Source organism: Peribacillus sp. NPDC097895 (assembly GCF_050277555.1).
In the GTDB taxonomy this organism is placed as follows: domain Bacteria; phylum Bacillota; class Bacilli; order Bacillales; family DSM-1321; genus Peribacillus.
This window is the reverse complement of sequence record NZ_JBNNSH010000006.1, coordinates 26,537-47,723: the sequence shown is the minus strand read 5'-3', so window position 1 is coordinate 47,723 and position 21,187 is coordinate 26,537. Positions and strand designations below refer to the sequence as shown.

Here is a 21,187-nt window from a genome sequence, read left to right as displayed (position 1 = left end):
ACGTCTTTACTGTATTTTAGCGTGTCCTCTGCAATATCCATTGCCTTTTGCTTGGAAATATTATAATCCTCCAGAGTAAATTGATTATCCTTGAAAGAAACCCTCACTCCAAAATGCTGTCCTGCCTGTTTATTGGTCTTGCACTCCTCAACGAATTCAAGGTATACTTCCTGGCAATCACATGTCTGATGCATGCAATAGTAATCATATATCCAATACGTTTTGTCTTCGTACTTACTCTTTAAAGCAATTCCATCCTCAACGCCAAAAACATCCAAATACTTTATCGCTTTTCCATCAAGTATCTCAAATGGATCAATCGTTCTCATCTATAGACACATCCTAATTCATCAAAATTTATTCTTCCTATGTATTGTACAACCTAAATCCTCAATCGTCACTTGAAACGAAGCGTGACTAGGATAAGTCCCTTTTTGGTAAAAGATTAAAGCAATCCAATAAAAAACAGCTGCAACAGTGTGTTTGCACTGATGCAGCTGCCCCCTTTATCCCTCATCCGATCCATGTGGTCAATTCATCAATCGGTCTTTTCTTAGCAGGCTTCGGCTCCATGTCAGGGTAGCCCAAGTAAATGAATGCCAGTATTTCTCCTTTTGAGGATAATTTGAAAAATTCCTGGACCTTTTCATGATAAGTTATTTTTCCCGTTCTCCACACTGCGCCCAGCCCTAAGGAATGTGCAGCAAGAAGCATATTTTGGATAGCACTGTTCACTGCCGCATATTCTTCAATTTCTAGGACATTATTCTTATCACTAGGCTCTATGCCCACTGCGATGATGACCGGAGCCCTAAGGGGATTCTTTTTTTGCCTTTCGAGCTTACTTATTAAATTTTCCGGAGTATCATCCGCGTTTTCAATTCGCGTTATTTCTTCGAATACTTGCCCAAGTTTATTTCTTCCATCTCCAGTCAAAACAAAAAAACGCCAAGGCTCCGTCCGATGATGATTAGGTGCATATGTTCCAGCTTCAATAATTTGCTCGATCATTTCTTTAGGTACCGGATCTTGCTTAACGACCCCAATGCTTCTTCTCGTTTTTATAGCTTCGATAGTTTCCATGTTATCTCCCCTTATCCCTTTATCTCCAATAGTTTTTGTTTGAGCTCATTTTCCATGGATGCCAATTCCTGTTCGGCATGACGGCGTTTATGCCTGCCCTCCTCTTGGATCCGCATGGTTTCTTCAAGCGTAGAAATCAAGTTAGCTTGGGTATTCTTTAGAGTTTCAATATCGACAATTCCCCGCTCATTTTCTTTAGCCGTTTCAATGGTATTTGTTTTGAGCATTTCAGAGTTCTTCAATAACAAGTCATTCGTGGTTTTGGAAACCTGCTTTTGCGCTTCTACAGCATGACGCTGCCTGATTAGGGTCAATGCAATCGCAACCTGATTTTTCCAAAGTGGAATCGCCGTCATGATCGAAGATTGTATTTTTTCGACTAGCGCCTGATTCGTGTTTTGGATCAGCCTGATTTGCGGTGCGCTTTGAATCGTGATTTCACGACTCAATTTCAAGTCATGCAGCCTTTTATCCAACCGTTCAGCAAATTGGCGCATATCATTGACTTCTTGAAACTTCATTTGATCATTGCTCAATTCCGCGGATTTCTTTAGTTCAGGAATCGTTTTCTCATGAATTTCTTCGAGTTTGATTTCCCCCGCCGCAATATAGACATTCAACGCCTGGAAATATTCCTTATTCGTTTCATATAGCTTTTCAAGGATTACGATATCGGATAACAAGATATTCTTACTCCGATCGAGCTTCACACTGATGCGGTCAATTTGGGCACCCGTTTTTTGATACTTGGAAAGCGCTTCCTGTACAGTTCCCGAGAGCTTCCCGAACATACGCGCAAAAAATGAGGGCTTATCCGGTTTAAGCTCATCAGGGCTCAGCTCGTTTAACTTCTTCATTAAATCACTGATAATGTCGCCAACTTCACCAACATCTTTTTTCTGTACATGCTCAAGCATCGAATTCGAAAAGGTCAGGAGCTTTGATTGGGCGGGTGTACCATAGGATATCATCGCTTGATGATTCGTTGGGTCAATTTGTTCAGCAAGCTGATAAGCTTTGGCCCGGTTCTCTTCAGGAATGACATCAATCAGTTTAACCGGCTTCGCTTCCTTGGGAGATGCTTTCTCCAGCTCCAGCTCCTGCACCTCATTAAATGGATTGGCTAAAAGATCATCCATCAAATTGGCATTATTCGTTTTATTCAACAGGTTTGGATCATTGTTATTCATTTTAACCTCCTGCTTTCATCAATTACTTGTGACTCTTTTTTAGTTTTAATCGATTGCTTTGCAACGTCCAATTCGAAGTTAAGGTGATCGATATCATCGGCAATCACTTTGTATAAATCTTTTTCTATCGTTTTAGTGAGTTCCTTTAAGGTTTTGCGGGTTTCTGTTAAAGATAGTTCGAGTTCCTTATTCTTTCTTGGCTGCTGTGATAAAAAAACATATTTCTCCGAAAGCTCCGTGGCAGAATCCAGATGCGAATAATAAAATTGTTCCGCCTGGTAAAACCGCTTCGGTTCTTTTTTAGTCAGACTATATATTTTCCTGATCATTTTAATCATATCCTTCCTCTGTTTAAAAGAAGAGATATGTCTGACCGAGATTAGCGCCTTTTGCACACGCCATATTTTCGGTTTTGCTTCACTTAAATTTTTCTTTATATATTGATATTCTTTTCTCGTCAATTCATGTTTTTTGAGGAAGCGCGAGGAAAAATAAACGGAACTTAGCCAGTATGAAAGCGCCCCTCCCGCTAAGGAAATGGCAACAGACAGAACAAACGGTTGATTCAATACAAAATAGCTAATTAGCCAAACTGGTAAAACCATTGGAAATCCAATCAATATCGGAACAAAACCAGCTAGAAATCGATTCATGATCATTACACTCCTGACTTACACTCTTTTCTATATATACGGATTATCCTTTTGATTGGTTTCATGATGGATAAAAGATTTTCTCTTATCCTAAACGATATAGGAACAGGATGATTTCTGCAAATTTATTGAAATTTTTCTTTAAAAAACATACCTCGTTATTCGCTCATATGGGCTATCGCCTAGTCACTTCTCTGGAACTTACATAAGTTATAACGTATCCATCCCGATTTTAAAAGGAGAGTTGACCATGAATTCATACGGATTTTATCCTTTTCCACAACAAAATGGAAATCACCAGTACATTCAACCCATTCAACCTAATTACAACCCATATTTCCAACAACCGGAACGATTTGATTATGTCCCGCAGCAAGATTGGGATTATCAGAGAGATTGGGATTATCAGCATGTTCAAGAAAATTCATACACCCAAGTGTCCGACCCGTTAGATATAGAAAGACAACAGCCGCAAACTCAGCAACTTGAAAGAAGAGTCCGGGAACTTGAACGTCAAAACGAGCGTCAATCAAGGGAACTCACTCGGCAGAACCAAGAAATTACAAGGATAAATCGTGAAGTGAACCGTGTAAACCAGGAAATAACCAGACTGAATCAAAATGATCAACGTCATACGAATAGGCTGAATCGACTAAATCAAAGACTTCGTGCCGTTGAACGCAACCTAAACATCCCCTTCACCGCAACAGATGATGGCTTTTAATAAAAAAAGCAGGAGCTCATTATGGGCCCTGCTTTTTTTATCTGCTTTGCTGCTTGTGCGTTCTCTTGAGTTTCGCGTATTTACTCGTGAATTTGTGCTTTCCTCATGGAGCAAATACTTGATAATCCGTACAGTACATGAAAATTAATCAAACGATTGATTAATTTTTAATAAGGTTAATATGGCCCTTGATTTCACTCATATATACACAATCGGTTTCCCTTGTCAGTAATTTCAAGTATTGGATTCCACTTTGTGCAGCTGCAGGACTAGCTCGGCCGTTCCCGGTAACCTTTGCAACTCATGACGGATGCGCCCAATAAAAAAAGAATAGGAGTCAGTCACATCCTGCTAACATGTTTCTTATAAATAACACACCCAAGCTAGAACTTACCTTTAGAATTTACATCTTCTAAATCATAATAGCCGTCATAACTAGCCTCATCATAGCCGTCAAATTGATTAATACTGTCTGGCACAATTCCGTATTTAAAGGCTAACTCCATTAAATTCATTCCTATTTCTTCTTGAATTTCATACATTTCATCTTCAGGAATGTTCACCAAGCTTAAGCCTTCATCAGAGTTAATTTTCAAGTCCGCCATTTCCAGCTTACCATTCAGTATCGTTTTAGCATCCAAATTGACCGTGAGCATACCTGAGTCCACATCTACTAGCCCAAGCTTCAATTCGAATCTCCCGTTGGAATAGTCCTTCTTTAAGTTAAGATCACTCGTATGCTTAATTGTCCCTTTAAAAGAGGATGGCAAATCAGAGAAATGGCCACCGACGAAATTCAGATTGAAATTCCTCTTGATTTTCTGCTTACCTCCGTTTTCTCCTTCAATATCACTAATCATCGAAAGCTTGATTTCCTCAGGTTCCCCATACTCTTCAAATTCAAAGGAAGCCTTTAGATTCTCGATCCGTGTATCTTTTTTATAAGCCACATCATTCGTAACCAGGAACATAAGCTTTGATTCCTCATCTTTTTCAGGAGCTAGTGCCACGCTGAATTCTTTGAAAACTTGATTGTTGCCATATGGAACGTTTTTTCTTTTCATTTCCATGTTGACTTGGTTATGATTACTTCCAAAAGCCGTCGTTACGTTACGGTCGATGACTTGCTCATCTTTATCAATAAGCAATGTAGAAGAAAATCCTTTAGGAAAACGATTATCCTTGATTTCATTTTTTACATCTTTTAAACCATCCACCAATTGCCGTTTCATTTCATTAGTATCAAAACTCTCTGCTTCATTTATCATTGTGCCGGCATTTGACACTTTTTGTACCCTAGTAACTATCATGCTATGAAGCTTTACATCTTTAATTAAATGGTCCAAAAAATCATTTACAAGCTTTTTAGTTTCGGAAGAAGATAGTTTAAGTGTCAGTTCCCTTACTTTCCTCGTTTCGCCTTCATGTTTATAAACCAGGCCTTTTTTCAGCTTAAAGTTTTTCTCTTTCAACCGGTCCAACATAAATGCCCCATATCGTTTTTGGATGTATTCCTGTTCTATCTCCGTTAATTTCAAGTCTTGCCATTCAAGGTCAGATACTTCCAACGTTTCAGGGCCAGCATATGATGGGTTTAACATTCGCATGAACTCACCATATTCATTTAAATTTAGATAGAAGAATTTTTCATATAACATTGGAACCTTCATACCCAGTCGCCCCTTAGTTTGGAACATTTCTACACCCATTGCCTTTTCCTTATCAACATTCAAGGCTAATTTGTAATAACCTTGATTGCTTATTGGATTCTGTTCAGCTTTGGCAGTGAACGATGCTTGGGTCAATAATTCTTGAACCATCTCTATGTCTGGATCATTCGCTAATGAATCCATTTTAACACTTCCGCTTAGCGTCATCTCTGAACTTGAAGGTTCCTTCTTCATTCTCTCTTGAAATTCCATTGTATCGCCAAACTTATCGTCCCATCTTTCTTTTGCATTCTTGTACGTTTTATATTCAGAAAGAAGATATAGCTCTTTCGGGGATTTATGAAGAATAATAGCTGATGCACTGGAAATCATGATAAAGACCAATATGGCTGTAATGATTAACGTTTTTTTCTTAAAATGCTTTTTAGAAGACTTTTCCTCTTCAGTTATTTCACCAACTATAGTCGCGCCACACAATGGGCAAAATCGAGAACTCTCGCTCACAGGATGCGCGCATGATTTACATTTTTTCATTTTTTATGTCGCTCTCCCTTTTCTTACACAATACATATAAAAGCCTACAATTTAATTCCGTTTATCAGATTATGCAGAAATAATAAGTGCTTCAGGCCTTCTCTTAGGCGCATTTGAATGTCCTTTTCTCAATTTCTCACCTCAAATCCATTCTCTGATATTTTTGATGACTAACAAAGAGTAAGCTTTCCCTTCGCCCACTGTATAAGTATGTAAAAACTTCATGAGATAGTATCATTAACACTCCTTAAATAAAGGGAGCGCCCTTCTTCCTTTTGGCATCGTTTCAATGTCGGCTATTCCATGAATGGACCGAGGTAAAAACAAAAAAAAACGGGAGCCATACTTGCGCTCCCGTTCATTCACATTCACAACATTATTTGATTTAGCTTTTCAATTCTAGATTCTTGTTCTTCCTTGGAGGACAAGTCATACTTCTTTAATAGATGAAAAAGTTCATTCAACATTTCTTGTGAATGCTCATTTTCCAGAAAAAGATTAATTGTTTGACTCAATTCCGTTGGTAAAAATGCCTTTTGACTCTCAAACTTCAGCCTGACATCTTGCTGTGAATGATTAAGATTGCACGTACCCATTTATACTCCACCTCTTACTTAACTTTGCCATTAGTATATATGTATGTCCTTACCTTTTCAATTCTTCATCCTGCTTATAATAGTCTTCTACCTTAATGAACTCCGGCGATGTATGTGTGGCCATGATGCCGTGATAACTGATGTCCAACCCAAGTTCTTCTTCTTCATCAGTCGATCTTATAGGCACCCAAATGTTCATAACTTTAAAAACGATCCATGTCAATAAAAAGCCCCATATGCACAGCACTATTAATCCTAACAATTGAACCCCAAGCAAATGCCATCCTCCACCTGTAAACAAACCGTCTTCCGTGGAGAAAAGCCCTACCGCTATCGTACCCCACATGCCAGATGCCGCATGAACAGGAAAGGCCCCCACCGGATCATCGATCTTCCTTGATTCCAACCAATTTGTCGCAGCCAACATGAGCATTCCAGATACTGCTCCAATCAGGATTGCCACCAGATCACTGACGAATGCACAACCTGCCGTAATCCCGACAAGGCCTGCAAGTGAGCCATTGATGACGGAAGGTGCATCCGAGCGTCCATACCTAAATAGTGTATAAAGCAGTGTCGCAGCTCCCCCTGATGCAGCTGAGAGCATCGTGACAATGGCAATATGGCCAATACGTCCGTCTGTAGCCTGCAAAGTGCTTCCAGCATTAAACCCAAACCAGCCAAACCATAGGAGGAATGCCCCAACAGATGCCAACGGGAGATTACTTGGTAACGAAATGGAACTAGTGCCCCGTGAAGTGAATTTACCTGACCTCGGCCCAATGACAATGGCAGCTGCGAGTGCCGAAAAACCGCCTAGCGCATGAATGACAGCAGAGCCTGCGAAGTCCTGCATGCCCAGCTCACTTAACCAGCCTCCACCCCATACCCAGTGACCGGCAATCGGATAGATGAATGCCGTCATCATTACGACAAAAATAAGATAGGCACGAAAATTAATCCTTTCCGCAACGGCTCCGGAAACGATGGAAATGACAGCAATGACGAATGCCCCTTGAAATAACCAAAATGCATCTATTGAAATCGTAAGGTCGATGTGCGACAAGTTGCCTTTCAGCAGAAAGCCGCTTGCTCCGATAGTTCCAAATATATCCGTTCCATACATTAAGCCAAAACCAACGACAAAATAACAAAGCGTCCCGATCGTGATATCAGCAAAAACCTTCATGATGATGTTCACATTATTCTTTGTACGAACGAACCCTGCCTCCAATAAGGCAAACCCGCCCTCCATTAATAGGATCATGGCTGCTGTCAGGACAACCCAAATCGTATCCATGCCAGCGTTTAACGTTTCGATTGTCATTTTTGTAGTCCATCCTCTCTCTGCCAGGCCATTATCTCTTTAATGATGTCTGATGGTAAATTCATTTTTTTCTTTTCCGGTTCTGCTTCAAGTAAAATGATCACCTCATTTAATAAAGCGACCTTCCGTTTGATCTTCTCGATTTTTTTATACCTATCTTTAACATTCACCAACTGCTCCACGGCCTGGTGATGACTTGGAGCACGCCCTGTAAAAAAACGTTTAAACGGTGATAGAGATTGATACCACGCTTCCTCAGCGGTTCGTTTCTGCTCGTACTTATGAATTTTGTTTTTGATCGATTCAATTTCCGACTCTTGTTTACCTTTAAGGAATAGCAATCCTTTTATCAATTCTAAAGATGAAATTTCAAAAACAACTCTATTATACAAATCATCTACAATCATCATCATATGTCATATCACCTCACGCAATCACGTTATATTTCCTCTAATTATATGCATAATTCTGAATTCAGTCAATATTTACACATAACCAAAACGCAACGAGTGGATCGTTTTTAATGGAAGTCACAGTGCTTCCTGCCTGTTTTTTTCACCATTAATCAAACGTTTGATTAATGGAGAGGATAGATAATATGAACAAAAATTTACAACTTCAATTATCAAGATAAAATTTGGAAGGTATATATAATCACTTTTTCCTTATTCTAAAAAGGCAGTTACAAACAAGGAGGTACCATTCATGACAGTAATCAATGATGTCAAAACAACTTTAGCCGGACTCAAAAGTGCTCAAGCAAGCTTTGAAACCTTCGCACTTTCCACAGATAATGAGCAAGCCAAACAACTTTATCAACAAGCTGCACAACAAACACAAACGATTGTAGACAGCATCACTCCTCGCATCGATGAGATACAAAGCGAGGAACCCCAATATAAACAATGATCATTCATATTAAAAAGGTTGGTTGAGGACAACCAACCTTTTTTATATCTTTAATTCATCTATAAGGGGACGATATCTTGCCATATAAGTTAAAATGTTACACTTCTATTTTTTCTCTTATCATCGTTTTGCTTATAACTGGATGTTCGACAAACTCAAGTCAAATCGACAACAAGGATCAGGACTTGGAAATAAGAAAGGTACATACCAACAATCCCATTGACCAATCAGTGGCCAATCAAGCTAAAGATACGCTATCGAATGCGGACGGAGTCACGGATGTAAAAGCTGTGAATTCCAATAAGGAATTGTTGGTCGCCCTTAAAGTGGAAAACTTCGATCGCCTTCGCTTAAAAAAAATTGAAAAGAAAGCGCAAACCGAATTGAAAAATACGTTTCCCGATTATAAAATACTGGTCTCGACAGATCAAAAGATGTTTATAGAACTTGATCAACTCGAGCAAAAAGTGGAAAGGGATCATACGAAGATTGAATCCTTAATAAAGGATTTCAAAAGGCTTAAAGCCTTGTTGAATGAAAAAACGTAACAAATGGAAGAAGTGATAAGAAGATGTCAAATAATAAAAAGAAAAAGCTGACACCTGTCCAACAGGAATATCAGCAGCTTCAAACCCAATTGGAAACCAAAAGACCTGTACTGCTAAATTGCTTAAAAGCTTTTATGACAGGCGGCATAATTTGTTTATTGGGTCAATGCATTTCAAATTTTTATATCCGTTACTTCGACTTCACGGACCAGACGGCTGGAAATCCAACGGCTGGTACGTTAATATTCATCGCCATGCTCCTCACAGGATTTGGAGTGTATGACCGAATTGCCCAATTTGGAGGGGCCGGTTCTGCTGTACCGCTGACAGGTTTCGGAAACGCGGTTATATCGGCAGCCATTGAGCATCGAACGGAAGGTTTCGTTTTAGGAGTCGGTGGCAATATGTTCAAATTGGCTGGTTCCGTAATTTTATTCGGCGTATTTTCTGCATTTATCGTAGCACTGGTAAAAACAATACTCATACAATGGGGTGGTTTATAATGCTTACCGGGCATCGCACATGGGTGTTTGACCAAAAACCTGTCATCATCTCCACAGGAACTGTCGGTGGACCATTTGAGGCAAACGGGTTGCTCGCTGATGATTTCGATCTCCTTCATTCCGATTTATGGATAAATCAAGACACCTATGAAAAAGCACATAAAGTTTTATTGGAAGAAGCTTGTACAAAAGCAATAGAAAAAGCAGGCCTTCAGAAAGAACAGATTCAATTTTTCCTTGGGGGCGACCTTATCAATCAAATAACCCCTACGAGTTTTGCCTGCCGAACACTGGGTACTCCTTATCTTGGCTTATTTGGAGCTTGCTCTACCTCCATGGAAGGACTTGCTCTAGGTGCATACCTTGTCAATACCAAAGGGGCAGATTACTTATTAACAGGTGCATCAAGTCATAACGCAGCCGTTGAAAAGCAATTTCGTTACCCAACTGAATACGGCGGGCAAAAACCGCCAACTGCCCAATGGACCGTTACGGGGGCCGGCGTGGCTTTATTAAGCAGTGCAGGGGCTGGCCCAAGGGTCACTTCAGCTACAATAGGCCGTGTAATCGATATGGGATTGACCGACCCTTTCAATATGGGCGGTGCCATGGCCCCGGCCGCTGTTGATACGATTGAAGCCCATTTAAGAGAACGGAACCTCGACCCCTCCTATTATGATTTAATTGTGACCGGGGATTTAGGAAGGATCGGACACGAAGTTTCATTGGAACTATTAAAAAAACATGGTACTCCAATTAAGGAAGAACAGTATAGGGATTGTGGATTAATGATATACCGGGATGGGCAACCTGTCCTATCAGGAGCAAGCGGTGCTGGATGTTCGGCAACCGTCGTTTACGGTCATTTATTAAACCGCATGAAAAAGGGAGAAATCAAACGAATGCTCGTCGTAGCTACCGGTGCCTTGTTATCTCCTCTATCCTTTCAACAAAGTGAAACGATTCCATGTATTGCCCATGCCGTATCGATTGAATATGGCGGTGAGCCACAACCATGATCTACTTTTGGGCTTTTGTTGTCGGGGGCACGATTTGTGTAATCGGGCAGATCATGTTTGATGTATTCAAACTCACACCTGCTCATACTTTATGTACCTTTGTTGTTGCAGGAGCACTGTTGGATGGTTTTGGTTTATATGAACCATTCATTGATTTTGCAGGTGCAGGAGCAACGGTACCCATTACCAGTTTCGGAAATTCCCTTGTACACGGAGCGTTGGCAGAAGCGGAAAAACATGGATTGATCGGTGTTATTTCAGGCATGTTCGAAGTGACCAGTGCCGGGATATCAGCGGCGATCATTTTCGGAATGATCGGAGCCATTATTTTTAAACCGAAAGGATAAGGAGGATGCAGCATGACGATAGCTTCTGAAGTGAAACAATGTGTCTCTAGCCTTAAAGGAGTTGAAGCAGGTTTATCCAGCTTAGCACTCCGGACCCAAGACGATGAATCGAAACGCATCTTGCATGAAACGATGCTGGTGGTGAATGAAGTGATGAAGGAAGTACAAAAGCGAGTGGGCGAGTTAGAACGGGAAGAACCACAATATAAAGGTTTTTAATAACAAAATGATTATGCAGGAGGTGTGAAGTAATGCCGGATTGGGTAGAAATTATTTTGCGTTCACTATTCTTTTTAATCGTTCTTTTTGTAATCACGAAAGTGCTAGGTAAAAAACAATTATCCCAGCTCTCCTTTTTTGAATATGTAACGGGTATAACAATTGGTAATGTTGGGGCTGAATTAGCTACGAAGGTCGAAGGAAATGTTATACATGGAGTACTGTCCATCCTCGTCTTTGCCTTAGCGCCCTTCATTGCAGGTTCAATATCTTTAAAAAGTAAAACGTTCCGTGATCTTGTGGAAGGAAAAGCATCGGTTTTCATCAAAGATGGCAAAGTCATGGAAGATAATTTAAAAAAGGAAAAATATACCATAGATGAATTATTGGCTTTACTCCGAAAAAAGGATGTCTTCGATGTATCAGAAGTCGAGTTTGCCTTATTGGAAGCGAACGGTGATTTTTCCGTAATGTTAAAGAAGCAAAATCAACCCTTAACAGCTAAGGACATTAACTTGGCAGTTGCTGCAGTCAAGGAACCACAAACTATCATTATGGACGGCAGCATACTTGATGAACCACTTTCCACGATTGGACTGAACCGAAATTGGCTTCATACTGAATTGGATAAGTTGGGCGTAACCCTCGAGAATGTTTTTCTTGGTCAAGCGAATTCAAACGGTGAATTAACTGTAGACCTTTTTGATGATAAACTTAAGGTTCCTTCTCCTCAAGAAAAGCCTTTAATGCTAGCAACCTTGAAAAAATGCCAAGCGGACCTAGAGCTGTTTGCCCTTGGAACTGAATCAAAGGAAGCTAAAGAAATGTATAGTAAAAATAGCGAAATACTGCAAAAGGCAATAGATGATGTAGCCCATATCTTGAAAAACTGATGACCGTGAATTCAATCCTTCACTTTCATAACTGAAGTGATCAGTCCAATGATGAAAATCGTCACACATGAAAAAAGGAAAATTTCCATACCCAATGTGAAGGCAGCGGCTGAAATGATGAGTGTATCTATGATAATAATGGCTAAAGCAATATCTAACGTGGAAGATTTGGAGATGATTTTGGCTAACATATCCGTTCCCCCGCTGCTTGTCTCATATCGAAGCATGAGACCTATGCCCATTCCTATGATCGCCCCACCAATCAAGGAGCTAGTCAGTATCGAAATGGAGAAGACCTTTTTCAACGGACTTAGCCAGTCCATAAAAAGGGAAGTCAAAAGTAACCCGTGGATGCTGCTATAGAAAAAGGGACGTTCATAGTACCAGGCATATAAAAATATAGGAACACTAAGAATTAACATGGATAGCCCCGTTTGAAAATCAAAGAAATAATGAAGGATGAGTGCAATTCCAATAACGCCGCCATCTATTAAATGATGAGGAACTAGAAAAGCATTGATTCCAATACCCACCAAAAAACTACCAACAATTACAGCCACCGCTTTTTGAAATTTAATAAAATCACCTTACCTCCCATTCCATTTTCTATAATATATGTCCAAGTTGGAGCATCAAGAATATACAGGCAAAAAAAAATTCGCAATGACCTTTACAGCTATTTTTTGGCTAAACCACCCGAAAAAAGGGAGCCCAAAGATTTTGCTCATTTCCTTTTCAACAAAAAAGAACCCGGTCTAATGACCTGGGTTCTTTCACATTATTTTAACTCTAATAACACTACATTTTCAACATGTGTCGTCATCGGGAACATATCAACAGGTTGAATATCAACGGCTTTATATCCGCCTTCTTCCAAGATATGAAGATCACGCGCCAGAGTGCCTGGGTTGCATGACACATATACGACTTTGTTCGGTTTCATCTCGATGATTGTGTTCAGAAGGGATTCTTCACAACCTTTACGAGGTGGGTCGACGACGATGACATCTGCCGTGTTGCCCTTTTGATACCATTCTGCAATAACGTTACCTGCATCGCCAACGATGAATTCTGCATTTGAGATTTCATTCAATTCAGCATTGCGGCGTGCGTCCTCGATCGCCTCTGACACCACTTCGACACCGATGACTTTTTTCGCTTTTTTAGCTAGGAATAAAGATATGGTACCAATGCCGCAATAAGCATCAATTACCGTCTCTTCACCCGTAAGCCCTGCATAATCAAGGGCTTTATCATAAAGGACCTTCGTTTGGTCTGGATTGATTTGATAAAAGGATTTTGCTGAAATGGCAAATTTAACATCACCGATCATATCATGGATTACTTCGTCGCCCCATAGGATTGTCATGTTATCGCCTAAGATAACATTCGTTTTCTTGGAATTCACGTTTTGAACGATGGATTTCACTTGTGGAAGACGTTCAACGATTTCCTTCACGATAGTTTCGATGAAAGGGATACTATTCGTTCTTGTAACGAGAACAATCATTAACTCGCCTGTTTGCTTGCCATAACGGGCCATGATGTGGCGCAATACACCTTTATGTGATTCCTCATTGTAAGCGGGAATACCAAGTTTACTGAAAATCTCTTTCACAACCTGAACGGCTTCACTGATCACTTCGTTTTGGATAATGCTTTCTTTCGTTTCAACGATTTCATGTGTCCGCGGTTTAAAGAATCCCGCTATTAGCTTGCCATCCTGTTCACCAACAGGTACTTGCGCTTTATTGCGATAATGAGTTGGATTCTCCATCCCTATGATCGGGTGAACCTTCACATTCTCAAGTTTTCCGATGCGCGTCATCACTTCACGTACTTGCTTTTCCTTGAATTCCAACTGTCCTTCATAACTCATATGCTGCAGCTGACAACCACCGTATTTATGGAAATCTTCAGTGGTGACCTCAACACGGTATGGACTATTTTCTATAATTTCCATTAACCGTCCGAAGCCATACCCTTTATTTGCCTTCAACACTTTAATTTTTGCCTTTTCACCAGGAAGGGCGTTCTGTACAAAGATCGGGTAGCCATCAACTTTAGCCACTCCAGCTCCTTCATGTGTTAAATCTTCGAATAAAACCTCTATAATATCATTCTTAGCAACGGGTGCTGTTTTTTTCATATCATCTTCTCTTTTCTTTTTTATGCTAGCCTGTATTTTACCACAATAGGAGCCTTGCCACAAAACGACTCACCAATTTACCTTTGTTTTCATAAAATATAGTGGAAGGAATTACGGATTTTTCATAGTTCCATGAATAAAAACTCAACAAAATAAGAAAAATAAGGAAAAATAGATGAGGTGAGGAAATGGGTTTATTTAACTCTATATCAGCCTGGAATGCAACAAGGTTAGAAAAACATCGTGCAAGTATGGAGGAAAAAGGCCTCTGTCCGGATTGTTACGGGCGAGGATACAGCTCCTTCGTACCAACGGAATATCATTTTTCCGATATACACGATTGTCCCGGCTGTAATGGTAGTGGAGAATACACTGATTGGGCTGCCATGAACGGACAGCAGATGTAATTACACGAGCTAAAAAGCGTATTAACATGGTTGTCAAATATCAAAAAAAACAAAAAGGACCCCCTGTCAAGCAGGGGGTTCTTCCATTTCTTTTACCATATAGCCAAATTCAAAACCGCTAATCGTAATCGTTTTTATTTTCTTATAACCTAATCTGTTATAGAGACGATTCGCCCCTTCATTTTCATTTTCAACGACTAAGGAAACCCTTGGATATCCCTTATGTTTAGCGTATCCCTCAACATATTGAATCAGTGCACTGCCAATTCCTTTTCCTTGAAAATTCGGGTCAACGGATACTGTATCCAAATAAAAGTCTCTCATTTCCGCTTCCTTATCGAGCGTAACGCTTGGGTCTTTCATTTTCAACCTTAATTGTTTGACGATTGGTTCATCCAAGCTTTCCGCGTCCTTGCCATGGTAAGCAATGATCAATCCCGATACCTGTCCATCATGTTCACTGACGAACGTATTTTCATGGCTGATCCGATTTCCACTTTTCCTGAACAACTCGGCAAGAACGGAAAGTATTCTTTCTTCTTCCGTTTCACCGGTCAATGCCTCTGCAATTTCCTTAATCGCTAACCGGGTCAATACAGCACACTTCTCCGCATCTTCCGGTGTCGCTCTCCTGATATACATGTTTACACATACTCCTTACTGAATTAAGCTGAAAAGGCCACCCGATTTCTGTGACCTTTTTTTCCTATTTATTTGCCGGATCGTCCGGCAATAATCCTTGTGGAATGAATACATCAAAATGGCGATACTGATTTACGAACTCAGCTGGGGCCATTCCGCCAAACTCTCCGTCCAAATTAAGCATCATGTCGTTTTTGGCCTGTACTTTAATTCGATTGGCTTTTTCATAAATGACGTTTTTATCATGTATATGTTCACCGCGCATTGCCAATGTTGCAACACGGACAATATCAGCAAGGTTGGCTTTTTTCAAAATGAGCAACGTGAACATACCATCATTCAGAGATGCATCTGGAGCCAATTTCTCAAATCCTCCGACCGAATTCGTGTTAGCCACTAAGAAAAGCATGATCTCACCTTCAAAAAGCTTTCCATCATATTCAATGGAAACTTCCGTCGGTTTAATGGAAGGAAGCATTTCAATTCCTTTAATATAGTACGCTAGCTGCCCAAGCATGGTTTTAAGCTTGATTGGCACGTCGTAGGTCAATTCGGTCAATCGGCCCCCGCCAGCGATATTGATGAAATATTTATCGTTCATTTTACCAATGTCGATCGGCATCGTATGCCCACCGGCAATAATTTCGGCTGCCCCTTCGATTGACTTCGGTAAATGCAGTGCCCGCGCGAAATCATTAGTCGTTCCAGTCGGAATGATTCCTAGTTTCGGGCGTTTTTCTGCAGTGGCCAGTCCATTAACAACCTCATAAATCGTTCCGTCGCCCCCTGCAGCAATGACAATATCATAGCCGCGTTCAATCGCAATCTTAGCCGCTTTCGTCGCATCGCCAGCACCTGTCGTCGCATGTGCAGAAGCCTCATAACCAGCTTCTTCAAGTTTGGCTAGCACACCTGGCAGGCTCTTCTTAATGGCTTCCCGTCCCGAAGTCGGGTTGTAAATCAACCTTGCTCTTTTCATTTCCCATCATCCTTATACATATTGATTCCATAATTTACATCTTAATCCTTCATTACATGAAAAGCAATATTCGAAAAAAAGAGGACCGTATTTCGGTCCATTTCTTTATATGCATTTTACTAGAAATCTTATCAGGGAAATTATAAAGCTTTTTACAATTTTATTCTAGTAAATGATTTCAATCATGGATAATGAACTTTCACGTTAAACGTATCTGTGACGGTTAAAATATGATTCCCTTTTCCCGTATTGAATATCCCATTCTTTTTTACAATATCACTTGTTTCTTTTTCTTTTACTTCAGTCATCTTCCAGCTTTTCTCGGGACCTTCAAGTTCTTCGACCCCTCTTGCATCTATCTTGATATCACTATCATTTTGAAGGAATACACTAACATTCCCACTATCCTTTACACTCCAATCATTCATAAGCTGCCTAGGCTTCAAGACAAGGTCGGTATTTTGTCCGTCTATCTCTAATGCCAATTCAGCAGGGATGATAAGAGTTGCCTTAAGATTCATCGTCCCGCTGTCCAAAAGTCCATTTTGAATCGGTAAATCCTTGAACCTGATATAAAGCGTATCGCCAATTCTCTCAACCATTAAATAATCTTCCCTCTTTTTCAACAATGAACTTGTATCTTCCATTACCCGCTCATCGTATGTTCCAAAAATGGAAACTTTCTCATCGGCACCACTTTCAATCGTCAATGGGTATGATCCAGAATCCAGGACAACTCTCTGTATGCCTTTCCCAGCCTTTTCATTGAAACCAGGCAAATCGACCGTTTTTTCTTCACTTTTCACGGCTGCCCTGACTTGATCCATCAGTCCGCTTGATGTTAGCAGAACTAAAGCAATCCCCGTCGTGCCAATCAATCCCACGAAAAGAATACTAAGGAGATCATACTTAACAAAAGAACTCTCTTTTCTTGAAAAATAAATATAGAAAAGAATCTCCGCTCCCAAAATTATGAACAGCAACGGCCACCAAGATAGCAGAATCGTCGTCAAATTCATTTCGGTAATTTGAGAAACCAGTAAAACCACACCCAAACCAACCAGGGAGACACCCATTGAAATCGTTCCGACTCTCCATGTCCTCACTTTGTCTCCTCCTTCACTTTCGCTTTTTTGCTCCCGGCCAGCAACTTGACTCCCCCACCTATAAGCAGAATGCAAACCAGTCCCTTTTGAAAATAATCTCTAAACCAATATTCCAAGTTGTTTCCAATCCAATCATCTAAATAAGGAGCAATTGCCGGGACGATTATATTACTTGCCAAGAAATAGATACCAAGCCCCACTAAACCGATTCCTACCCATTTTTGTTGATTGACGATTCCTGAAATAATGGGCGTATCTTCAACAGGCCCCTCCTCCATTTTTGAGGCCTTTTGCAATCCATCAAAAAAACTATAAAACCAGATGATCGGAATAAGGAAAAAGAAGAAACCCAAACGGAGTAAATCCAGTATGTAAATGGCGAATAAAAAGCCAGCCATCAATTGGATACCACGTTTTTGCAGGCCTAAATATAAGTGACCAGCGCCGGGGAAAATCGCGAATAAAGACGCGACCGATTTACTCTTCTTCCCGGATTCCCGTCTCTCCTCGAAATCTTCCAAAACGGTCCGATCAATAAGCTCCTCACCACTTTGCTTTTTATTCAGCTGTTGGACAGAGTCAAAAAAGCTGTAAATCCAGATTACCGGCAATAAAGCCATAAATATTAACAGACCTTCCATTTGTGTCATTACACTGATGAATATCACCATAATGCCAAGGCCTAAAAAGCCAATGAGAAAAATGAGTCCCCGATTCATGAGTCCCAGCTGAAAATGTCCTAACCCTGGAATGAACGAAAGGATGATAACATAGAATCTTTCTGCCTCCGGCTGATCTGCCGTTCCCTCTATATCCGCTTCACTTTTAGGATTTCTTAGAGAGGTGACCACCAAGTCGAATATGCTGATGAGATAAAAAACCATTCCAATCATGGAAATGACCAGAAAAGAATCCGTTTGACTGATCAATGCTAGAAAAAGACCTCCAAGCCCCAATCCAGCCGTGGCAAGAAAATAAAATAAACCTTTATATTTCCTTCCTAGGTAAAAGTGTCCGAAACCTGGCAGAAACGATAACAAGAAAGCTAAAACCGGACTTTTATTCATTTCTAAACCCCTCCTTATTTTTCTTTTCAATAGAGTCCATCCAATTAAATGTTTTATCAATAAGGCCATCCGTTAAGGATTGTGTTTCCTTAACACTGCTGGATTCCACAGAATCGACGTATTTTGTCAATGATTGAAATACACCACCTGCCATTAATAAGATCGTGAACCCGGCTGCGATCAGGTAATGTCTTGTGATCGTCCGAAGAGATTTCTCTTTTCGGATTTGCTTTGCCTCTTCAAGAGATTCGCCTTTCAAGAGGTTGATTGAGTCCATGACAGAACCTGCAATATCCAATCCTTCAACGTCCAGACTGGATTCTTCTTTTTCCATCGCGTCCATATAGGCTGATAAACATTCGTCACAGGAGTATAGATGATTTTCATATTCTATTTTTAGATCCTCAGGTATTTCATCTGCCAAATAAGCAACCCATCTTGTTTCTGGAACATGATTCATGAAAAATCCTCCTCTTTCCAATGTTTTCTCATCCAATTTCTTGCCCGATATAGCTTTACCTCCACAGATTTAACTTGAATCTGCTGTTCCTCTGCAATTTGCTTGAATGTCTTTTCCTTTATGTAAAAGCCATAGACAACGTCCCGATACCCCTCCGGAAGTTCATTCAGCTTTCGTAATACTTGCTTTCTTCTTTCATTCCGAAAAAATACTGCCTCGACATCATCAGATAAGCCCAACTTAGCTTCCGATGAATATTCCTCATGCGGTTCTTCCTTTTGGCGTTCCCTTTTTCTTTTTAAATCTATTGCATGATTGACTGCAATACGGGTAATCCAAGTTTTGAAACCTTGATTCTTATATTGAGGAAGAGAAGTATAGATTTTGATAAAGACTTCCTGGGTGACATCTTCTGCATCCTTTTGATTGCGTAAAACGGAATAGACGGTTCTAAAAATCGTCTGTTTATACGTTTCAATCAATATTCGGAATGCATGATCATTCCCAGCCCTGACCCTCTCAACTAACTCATCCGTCACTCCTCTTCCTCCTTCCCTTTTAAGCATTCAGGTAATAGACGACGCAAAAAGGAGCTACCCCTACAGATAACTCCAAAAAAAATCAAAAAATTTATTCGCGTGCGCAGGTTCGTTTATTTTTCTCGTAAAACGCTTTCCTTAATCATGGGAAAACCGTACCACTTTAAAAGTGATACGGTCCATATTAACGTTTATTGATTTCTTCTACCAAGATTTTATTAACAAGTTGCGGATTAGCTTGTCCTTTTGTCGCTTTCATAATCTGCCCGACAAGGAAGCCGATTGCTTTTTGTTTACCAGCCTTAAAGTCTTCGATTGATTGCGGGTTATTATTCAAGGCCTCTTCAACAGCGGTACGCAACGCGCCTTCATCGGAAATTTGGACAAGTCCCTTTTCCTTGACGATCGTTTCTGCGTCCCCACCGTTTTCAATCAATTCTTTGAAAACCTTTTTAGCTATTTTAGAAGAAATCGTGCCATCTTCAATCAGCTTGATCATTCCTGCCAATGATTCAGCAGTCAATTCGACATCATGCAGTTCTTTTCCTTCTGCATTTAAGAAAGCGGAAACCTCACCCATGATCCAGTTAGATGCAAGTTTTGCATCCGCTCCTGCAGCAACAGTCGCTTCAAAGAAATCAGCACTTTCTTTCGTTACCGTTAAAACGGCCGCATCATATTCCGGTAAGCCAAATTCTTCGACATAACGTTTTTTCCTGGCATCCGGAAGTTCTGGAATCTCGGCAGCGATGCGCGCTTTCCATTCTTCGTCGATATGGATTGTCAATAAGTCCGGCTCCGGGAAGTAACGGTAATCATCAGAACCTTCCTTAATTCTCATTAGAACCGTTCTGCCTGTAGCTTCGTCGAACCGGCGTGTCTCTTGTTCGATTATGCCGCCTTCATTCAAAATTTCCGCTTGCCGGATTTCTTCATGCTCCAACCCTTTGCGAACGAAGTTGAATGAATTCAGATTTTTCAATTCGGTTTTCGTACCGAATTCTTTTTGCCCGACAGGTTTCAAGGAAATGTTAGCATCACAGCGAAGTGAGCCTTCCTCCATTTTACAATCGGAAACACCCGTGTATTGAATGATGGATTTTAATTTTTCCAGATAAGCATATGCTTCTTCAGGAGAAGTGATATCCGGTTCAGATACGATTTCGACAAGAGGAGTTCCCTGGCGGTTATAATCGCAAAGTGAATAGTTCCCCTTATGTGTCAGCTTACCTGCATCCTCTTCCATATGAATGCGGGTAATGCCGATTTTCTTTTTCTTGCCGCCAACTTCGATTTCAATCCAACCATGCTCACCGATCGGTTGATCGAACTGAGAAATTTGGAATGCTTTAGGATTGTCCGGGTAGAAATAGTTTTTCCGGTCGAATTTCGTTATTTCAGCCACTTCGCAATTCAAAGCAATTGCAGCCTTCATTGCAAAATCAACAGCCTTTTTATTGACGACAGGCAATACGCCTGGATAACCTAGGTCAATTACAGTCGTGTTACTATTTGGAGCAGCTCCGAAATGATTCGGGCTCGCTGAGAAAATTTTTGAATCCGTTTTTAATTCTACGTGTACTTCTAGACCAATGACCGTTTCAAAGTCCATTTTTTTCACCC

General features: G+C 40.5%; 25 protein-coding genes. 9 read left to right on the top strand and 16 right to left on the bottom strand.

Translation table 11 applies throughout. The features are described from left to right. Nucleotides 1-513: 513 nt before the first annotated feature. From ACQKMH_RS22750 to ACQKMH_RS22740, 3 genes are read right to left on the bottom strand one after another with little or no spacing between them, the layout of a single operon-like run. On the bottom strand, nucleotides 514-1,083 hold the full coding sequence (locus ACQKMH_RS22750) for a nitroreductase family protein (protein WP_427589651.1): 570 nt from the start codon (nucleotides 1,081-1,083) through the stop codon (nucleotides 514-516). 11 nt (nucleotides 1,084-1,094) lie between these two features. Then, nucleotides 1,095-2,273, bottom strand: coding sequence for a toxic anion resistance protein (locus ACQKMH_RS22745; RefSeq protein WP_427589650.1), 1,179 nt, complete (start codon nucleotides 2,271-2,273; stop codon nucleotides 1,095-1,097). Continuing rightward, complete coding sequence (locus ACQKMH_RS22740) at nucleotides 2,270-2,926, bottom strand: 5-bromo-4-chloroindolyl phosphate hydrolysis family protein (protein ID WP_427589649.1); 657 nt, start codon at nucleotides 2,924-2,926, stop codon at nucleotides 2,270-2,272. Before ACQKMH_RS22740 ends, ACQKMH_RS22745 begins: the two co-directional genes overlap by 4 nt. Before the next feature lie 250 nt (nucleotides 2,927-3,176). Here ACQKMH_RS22740 and ACQKMH_RS22735 point away from each other — a divergent pair, with 250 nt between their 5' ends. Further along, complete coding sequence (locus tag ACQKMH_RS22735) at nucleotides 3,177-3,650, top strand: hypothetical protein (protein ID WP_427589648.1); 474 nt, start codon at nucleotides 3,177-3,179, stop codon at nucleotides 3,648-3,650. Between the two features lie 383 nt (nucleotides 3,651-4,033). Here the strand turns inward: ACQKMH_RS22735 and ACQKMH_RS22730 are convergent, their stop codons facing one another. The 4 genes from ACQKMH_RS22730 to ACQKMH_RS22715 form a co-directional block, all read right to left on the bottom strand. Continuing rightward, the gene (locus ACQKMH_RS22730) at nucleotides 4,034-5,854 is read right to left on the bottom strand and encodes a hypothetical protein (protein ID WP_427589647.1); all 1,821 of its coding nucleotides are present in this window, start codon (nucleotides 5,852-5,854) and stop codon (nucleotides 4,034-4,036) included. 368 nt (nucleotides 5,855-6,222) lie between these two features. Continuing rightward, the gene (locus tag ACQKMH_RS22725) at nucleotides 6,223-6,450 is read right to left on the bottom strand and encodes a hypothetical protein (RefSeq protein ID WP_427589646.1); all 228 of its coding nucleotides are present in this window, start codon (nucleotides 6,448-6,450) and stop codon (nucleotides 6,223-6,225) included. Between the two features lie 49 nt (nucleotides 6,451-6,499). Beyond that, entirely contained in the window at nucleotides 6,500-7,777 is a 1,278-nt protein-coding gene (locus ACQKMH_RS22720; RefSeq protein WP_427589645.1) for an ammonium transporter, read from the bottom strand. After that, nucleotides 7,774-8,190: a hypothetical protein gene (locus ACQKMH_RS22715; RefSeq protein WP_427589644.1), complete on the bottom strand. Its 417-nt coding sequence runs from the start codon at nucleotides 8,188-8,190 to the stop codon at nucleotides 7,774-7,776. The genes ACQKMH_RS22720 and ACQKMH_RS22715 overlap by 4 nt, the downstream gene beginning before the upstream one ends. 292 nt (nucleotides 8,191-8,482) lie before the next feature. On the opposite strand from ACQKMH_RS22715, the gene ACQKMH_RS22710 reads away from it, so the two are divergent. The 7 genes from ACQKMH_RS22710 (at nucleotide 8,483) to ACQKMH_RS22680 (ending at nucleotide 12,215) form a co-directional block, all read left to right on the top strand. Beyond that, entirely contained in the window at nucleotides 8,483-8,686 is a 204-nt protein-coding gene (locus ACQKMH_RS22710; protein WP_427589643.1) for a DUF1657 domain-containing protein, read from the top strand. Between the two features lie 77 nt (nucleotides 8,687-8,763). Further along, entirely contained in the window at nucleotides 8,764-9,234 is a 471-nt protein-coding gene (locus tag ACQKMH_RS22705) for a YhcN/YlaJ family sporulation lipoprotein (protein ID WP_427589642.1), read from the top strand. Nucleotides 9,235-9,257: 23 nt separating this feature from the next. Next, on the top strand, nucleotides 9,258-9,737 hold the full coding sequence (gene spoVAC, locus ACQKMH_RS22700; RefSeq protein WP_427589641.1) for a stage V sporulation protein AC: 480 nt from the start codon (nucleotides 9,258-9,260) through the stop codon (nucleotides 9,735-9,737). Continuing rightward, nucleotides 9,737-10,756 (top strand): stage V sporulation protein AD, encoded by a 1,020-nt coding sequence (gene spoVAD, locus ACQKMH_RS22695; RefSeq protein WP_427589640.1) that lies wholly within the window; start codon nucleotides 9,737-9,739, stop codon nucleotides 10,754-10,756. The genes spoVAC and spoVAD overlap by 1 nt, the downstream gene beginning before the upstream one ends. Next, entirely contained in the window at nucleotides 10,753-11,103 is a 351-nt protein-coding gene (gene spoVAE, locus ACQKMH_RS22690) for a stage V sporulation protein AE (protein ID WP_427589639.1), read from the top strand. Before spoVAD ends, spoVAE begins: the two co-directional genes overlap by 4 nt. Before the next feature lie 12 nt (nucleotides 11,104-11,115). Continuing rightward, complete coding sequence (locus ACQKMH_RS22685; protein WP_427589638.1) at nucleotides 11,116-11,322, top strand: DUF1657 domain-containing protein; 207 nt, start codon at nucleotides 11,116-11,118, stop codon at nucleotides 11,320-11,322. Between the two features lie 32 nt (nucleotides 11,323-11,354). Next, nucleotides 11,355-12,215: a DUF421 domain-containing protein gene (locus ACQKMH_RS22680; RefSeq protein ID WP_427589637.1), complete on the top strand. Its 861-nt coding sequence runs from the start codon at nucleotides 11,355-11,357 to the stop codon at nucleotides 12,213-12,215. 11 nt (nucleotides 12,216-12,226) lie between these two features. Here the strand turns inward: ACQKMH_RS22680 and ACQKMH_RS22675 are convergent, their stop codons facing one another. Both ACQKMH_RS22675 and rlmD read right to left on the bottom strand, forming a co-directional pair. After that, on the bottom strand, nucleotides 12,227-12,775 hold the full coding sequence (locus tag ACQKMH_RS22675; protein WP_427589636.1) for a YitT family protein: 549 nt from the start codon (nucleotides 12,773-12,775) through the stop codon (nucleotides 12,227-12,229). A gap of 218 nt (nucleotides 12,776-12,993) precedes the next feature. Continuing rightward, on the bottom strand, nucleotides 12,994-14,364 hold the full coding sequence (gene rlmD, locus ACQKMH_RS22670) for a 23S rRNA (uracil(1939)-C(5))-methyltransferase RlmD (RefSeq protein WP_427589635.1): 1,371 nt from the start codon (nucleotides 14,362-14,364) through the stop codon (nucleotides 12,994-12,996). 243 nt (nucleotides 14,365-14,607) lie between these two features. Between rlmD and ACQKMH_RS22665 the strand changes: the two genes are divergently transcribed. Continuing rightward, nucleotides 14,608-14,754: a hypothetical protein gene (locus ACQKMH_RS22665; RefSeq protein ID WP_427589634.1), complete on the top strand. Its 147-nt coding sequence runs from the start codon at nucleotides 14,608-14,610 to the stop codon at nucleotides 14,752-14,754. Nucleotides 14,755-14,837: 83 nt separating this feature from the next. Here ACQKMH_RS22665 and ACQKMH_RS22660 read toward each other — a convergent pair whose 3' ends face one another. The 7 genes from ACQKMH_RS22660 to gatB all read right to left on the bottom strand — a co-directional run bounded on the left by ACQKMH_RS22660 (nucleotide 14,838) and on the right by gatB (nucleotide 21,176). Continuing rightward, nucleotides 14,838-15,413: a GNAT family N-acetyltransferase gene (locus ACQKMH_RS22660; protein WP_427589633.1), complete on the bottom strand. Its 576-nt coding sequence runs from the start codon at nucleotides 15,411-15,413 to the stop codon at nucleotides 14,838-14,840. A gap of 64 nt (nucleotides 15,414-15,477) precedes the next feature. Continuing rightward, entirely contained in the window at nucleotides 15,478-16,392 is a 915-nt protein-coding gene (locus ACQKMH_RS22655; RefSeq protein ID WP_427589632.1) for a diacylglycerol kinase, read from the bottom strand. A gap of 182 nt (nucleotides 16,393-16,574) precedes the next feature. Beyond that, on the bottom strand, nucleotides 16,575-17,498 hold the full coding sequence (locus tag ACQKMH_RS22650; protein ID WP_427589631.1) for a LiaF transmembrane domain-containing protein: 924 nt from the start codon (nucleotides 17,496-17,498) through the stop codon (nucleotides 16,575-16,577). Beyond that, nucleotides 17,495-18,565 carry a hypothetical protein gene (locus tag ACQKMH_RS22645; RefSeq protein ID WP_427589630.1) on the bottom strand — a complete coding sequence of 357 codons (1,071 nt, stop codon included), beginning with the start codon at nucleotides 18,563-18,565 and terminating at the stop codon, nucleotides 17,495-17,497. Before ACQKMH_RS22645 ends, ACQKMH_RS22650 begins: the two co-directional genes overlap by 4 nt. Then, entirely contained in the window at nucleotides 18,558-19,025 is a 468-nt protein-coding gene (locus ACQKMH_RS22640) for a hypothetical protein (protein ID WP_427589629.1), read from the bottom strand. The genes ACQKMH_RS22645 and ACQKMH_RS22640 overlap by 8 nt, the downstream gene beginning before the upstream one ends. Next, nucleotides 19,022-19,564, bottom strand: coding sequence for an RNA polymerase sigma factor (locus ACQKMH_RS22635; protein WP_427589628.1), 543 nt, complete (start codon nucleotides 19,562-19,564; stop codon nucleotides 19,022-19,024). The genes ACQKMH_RS22640 and ACQKMH_RS22635 overlap by 4 nt, the downstream gene beginning before the upstream one ends. Nucleotides 19,565-19,748: 184 nt before the next feature. Continuing rightward, nucleotides 19,749-21,176 carry an Asp-tRNA(Asn)/Glu-tRNA(Gln) amidotransferase subunit GatB gene (gene gatB / locus ACQKMH_RS22630; RefSeq protein WP_427589627.1) on the bottom strand — a complete coding sequence of 476 codons (1,428 nt, stop codon included), beginning with the start codon at nucleotides 21,174-21,176 and terminating at the stop codon, nucleotides 19,749-19,751. Nucleotides 21,177-21,187: the final 11 nt, after the last annotated feature.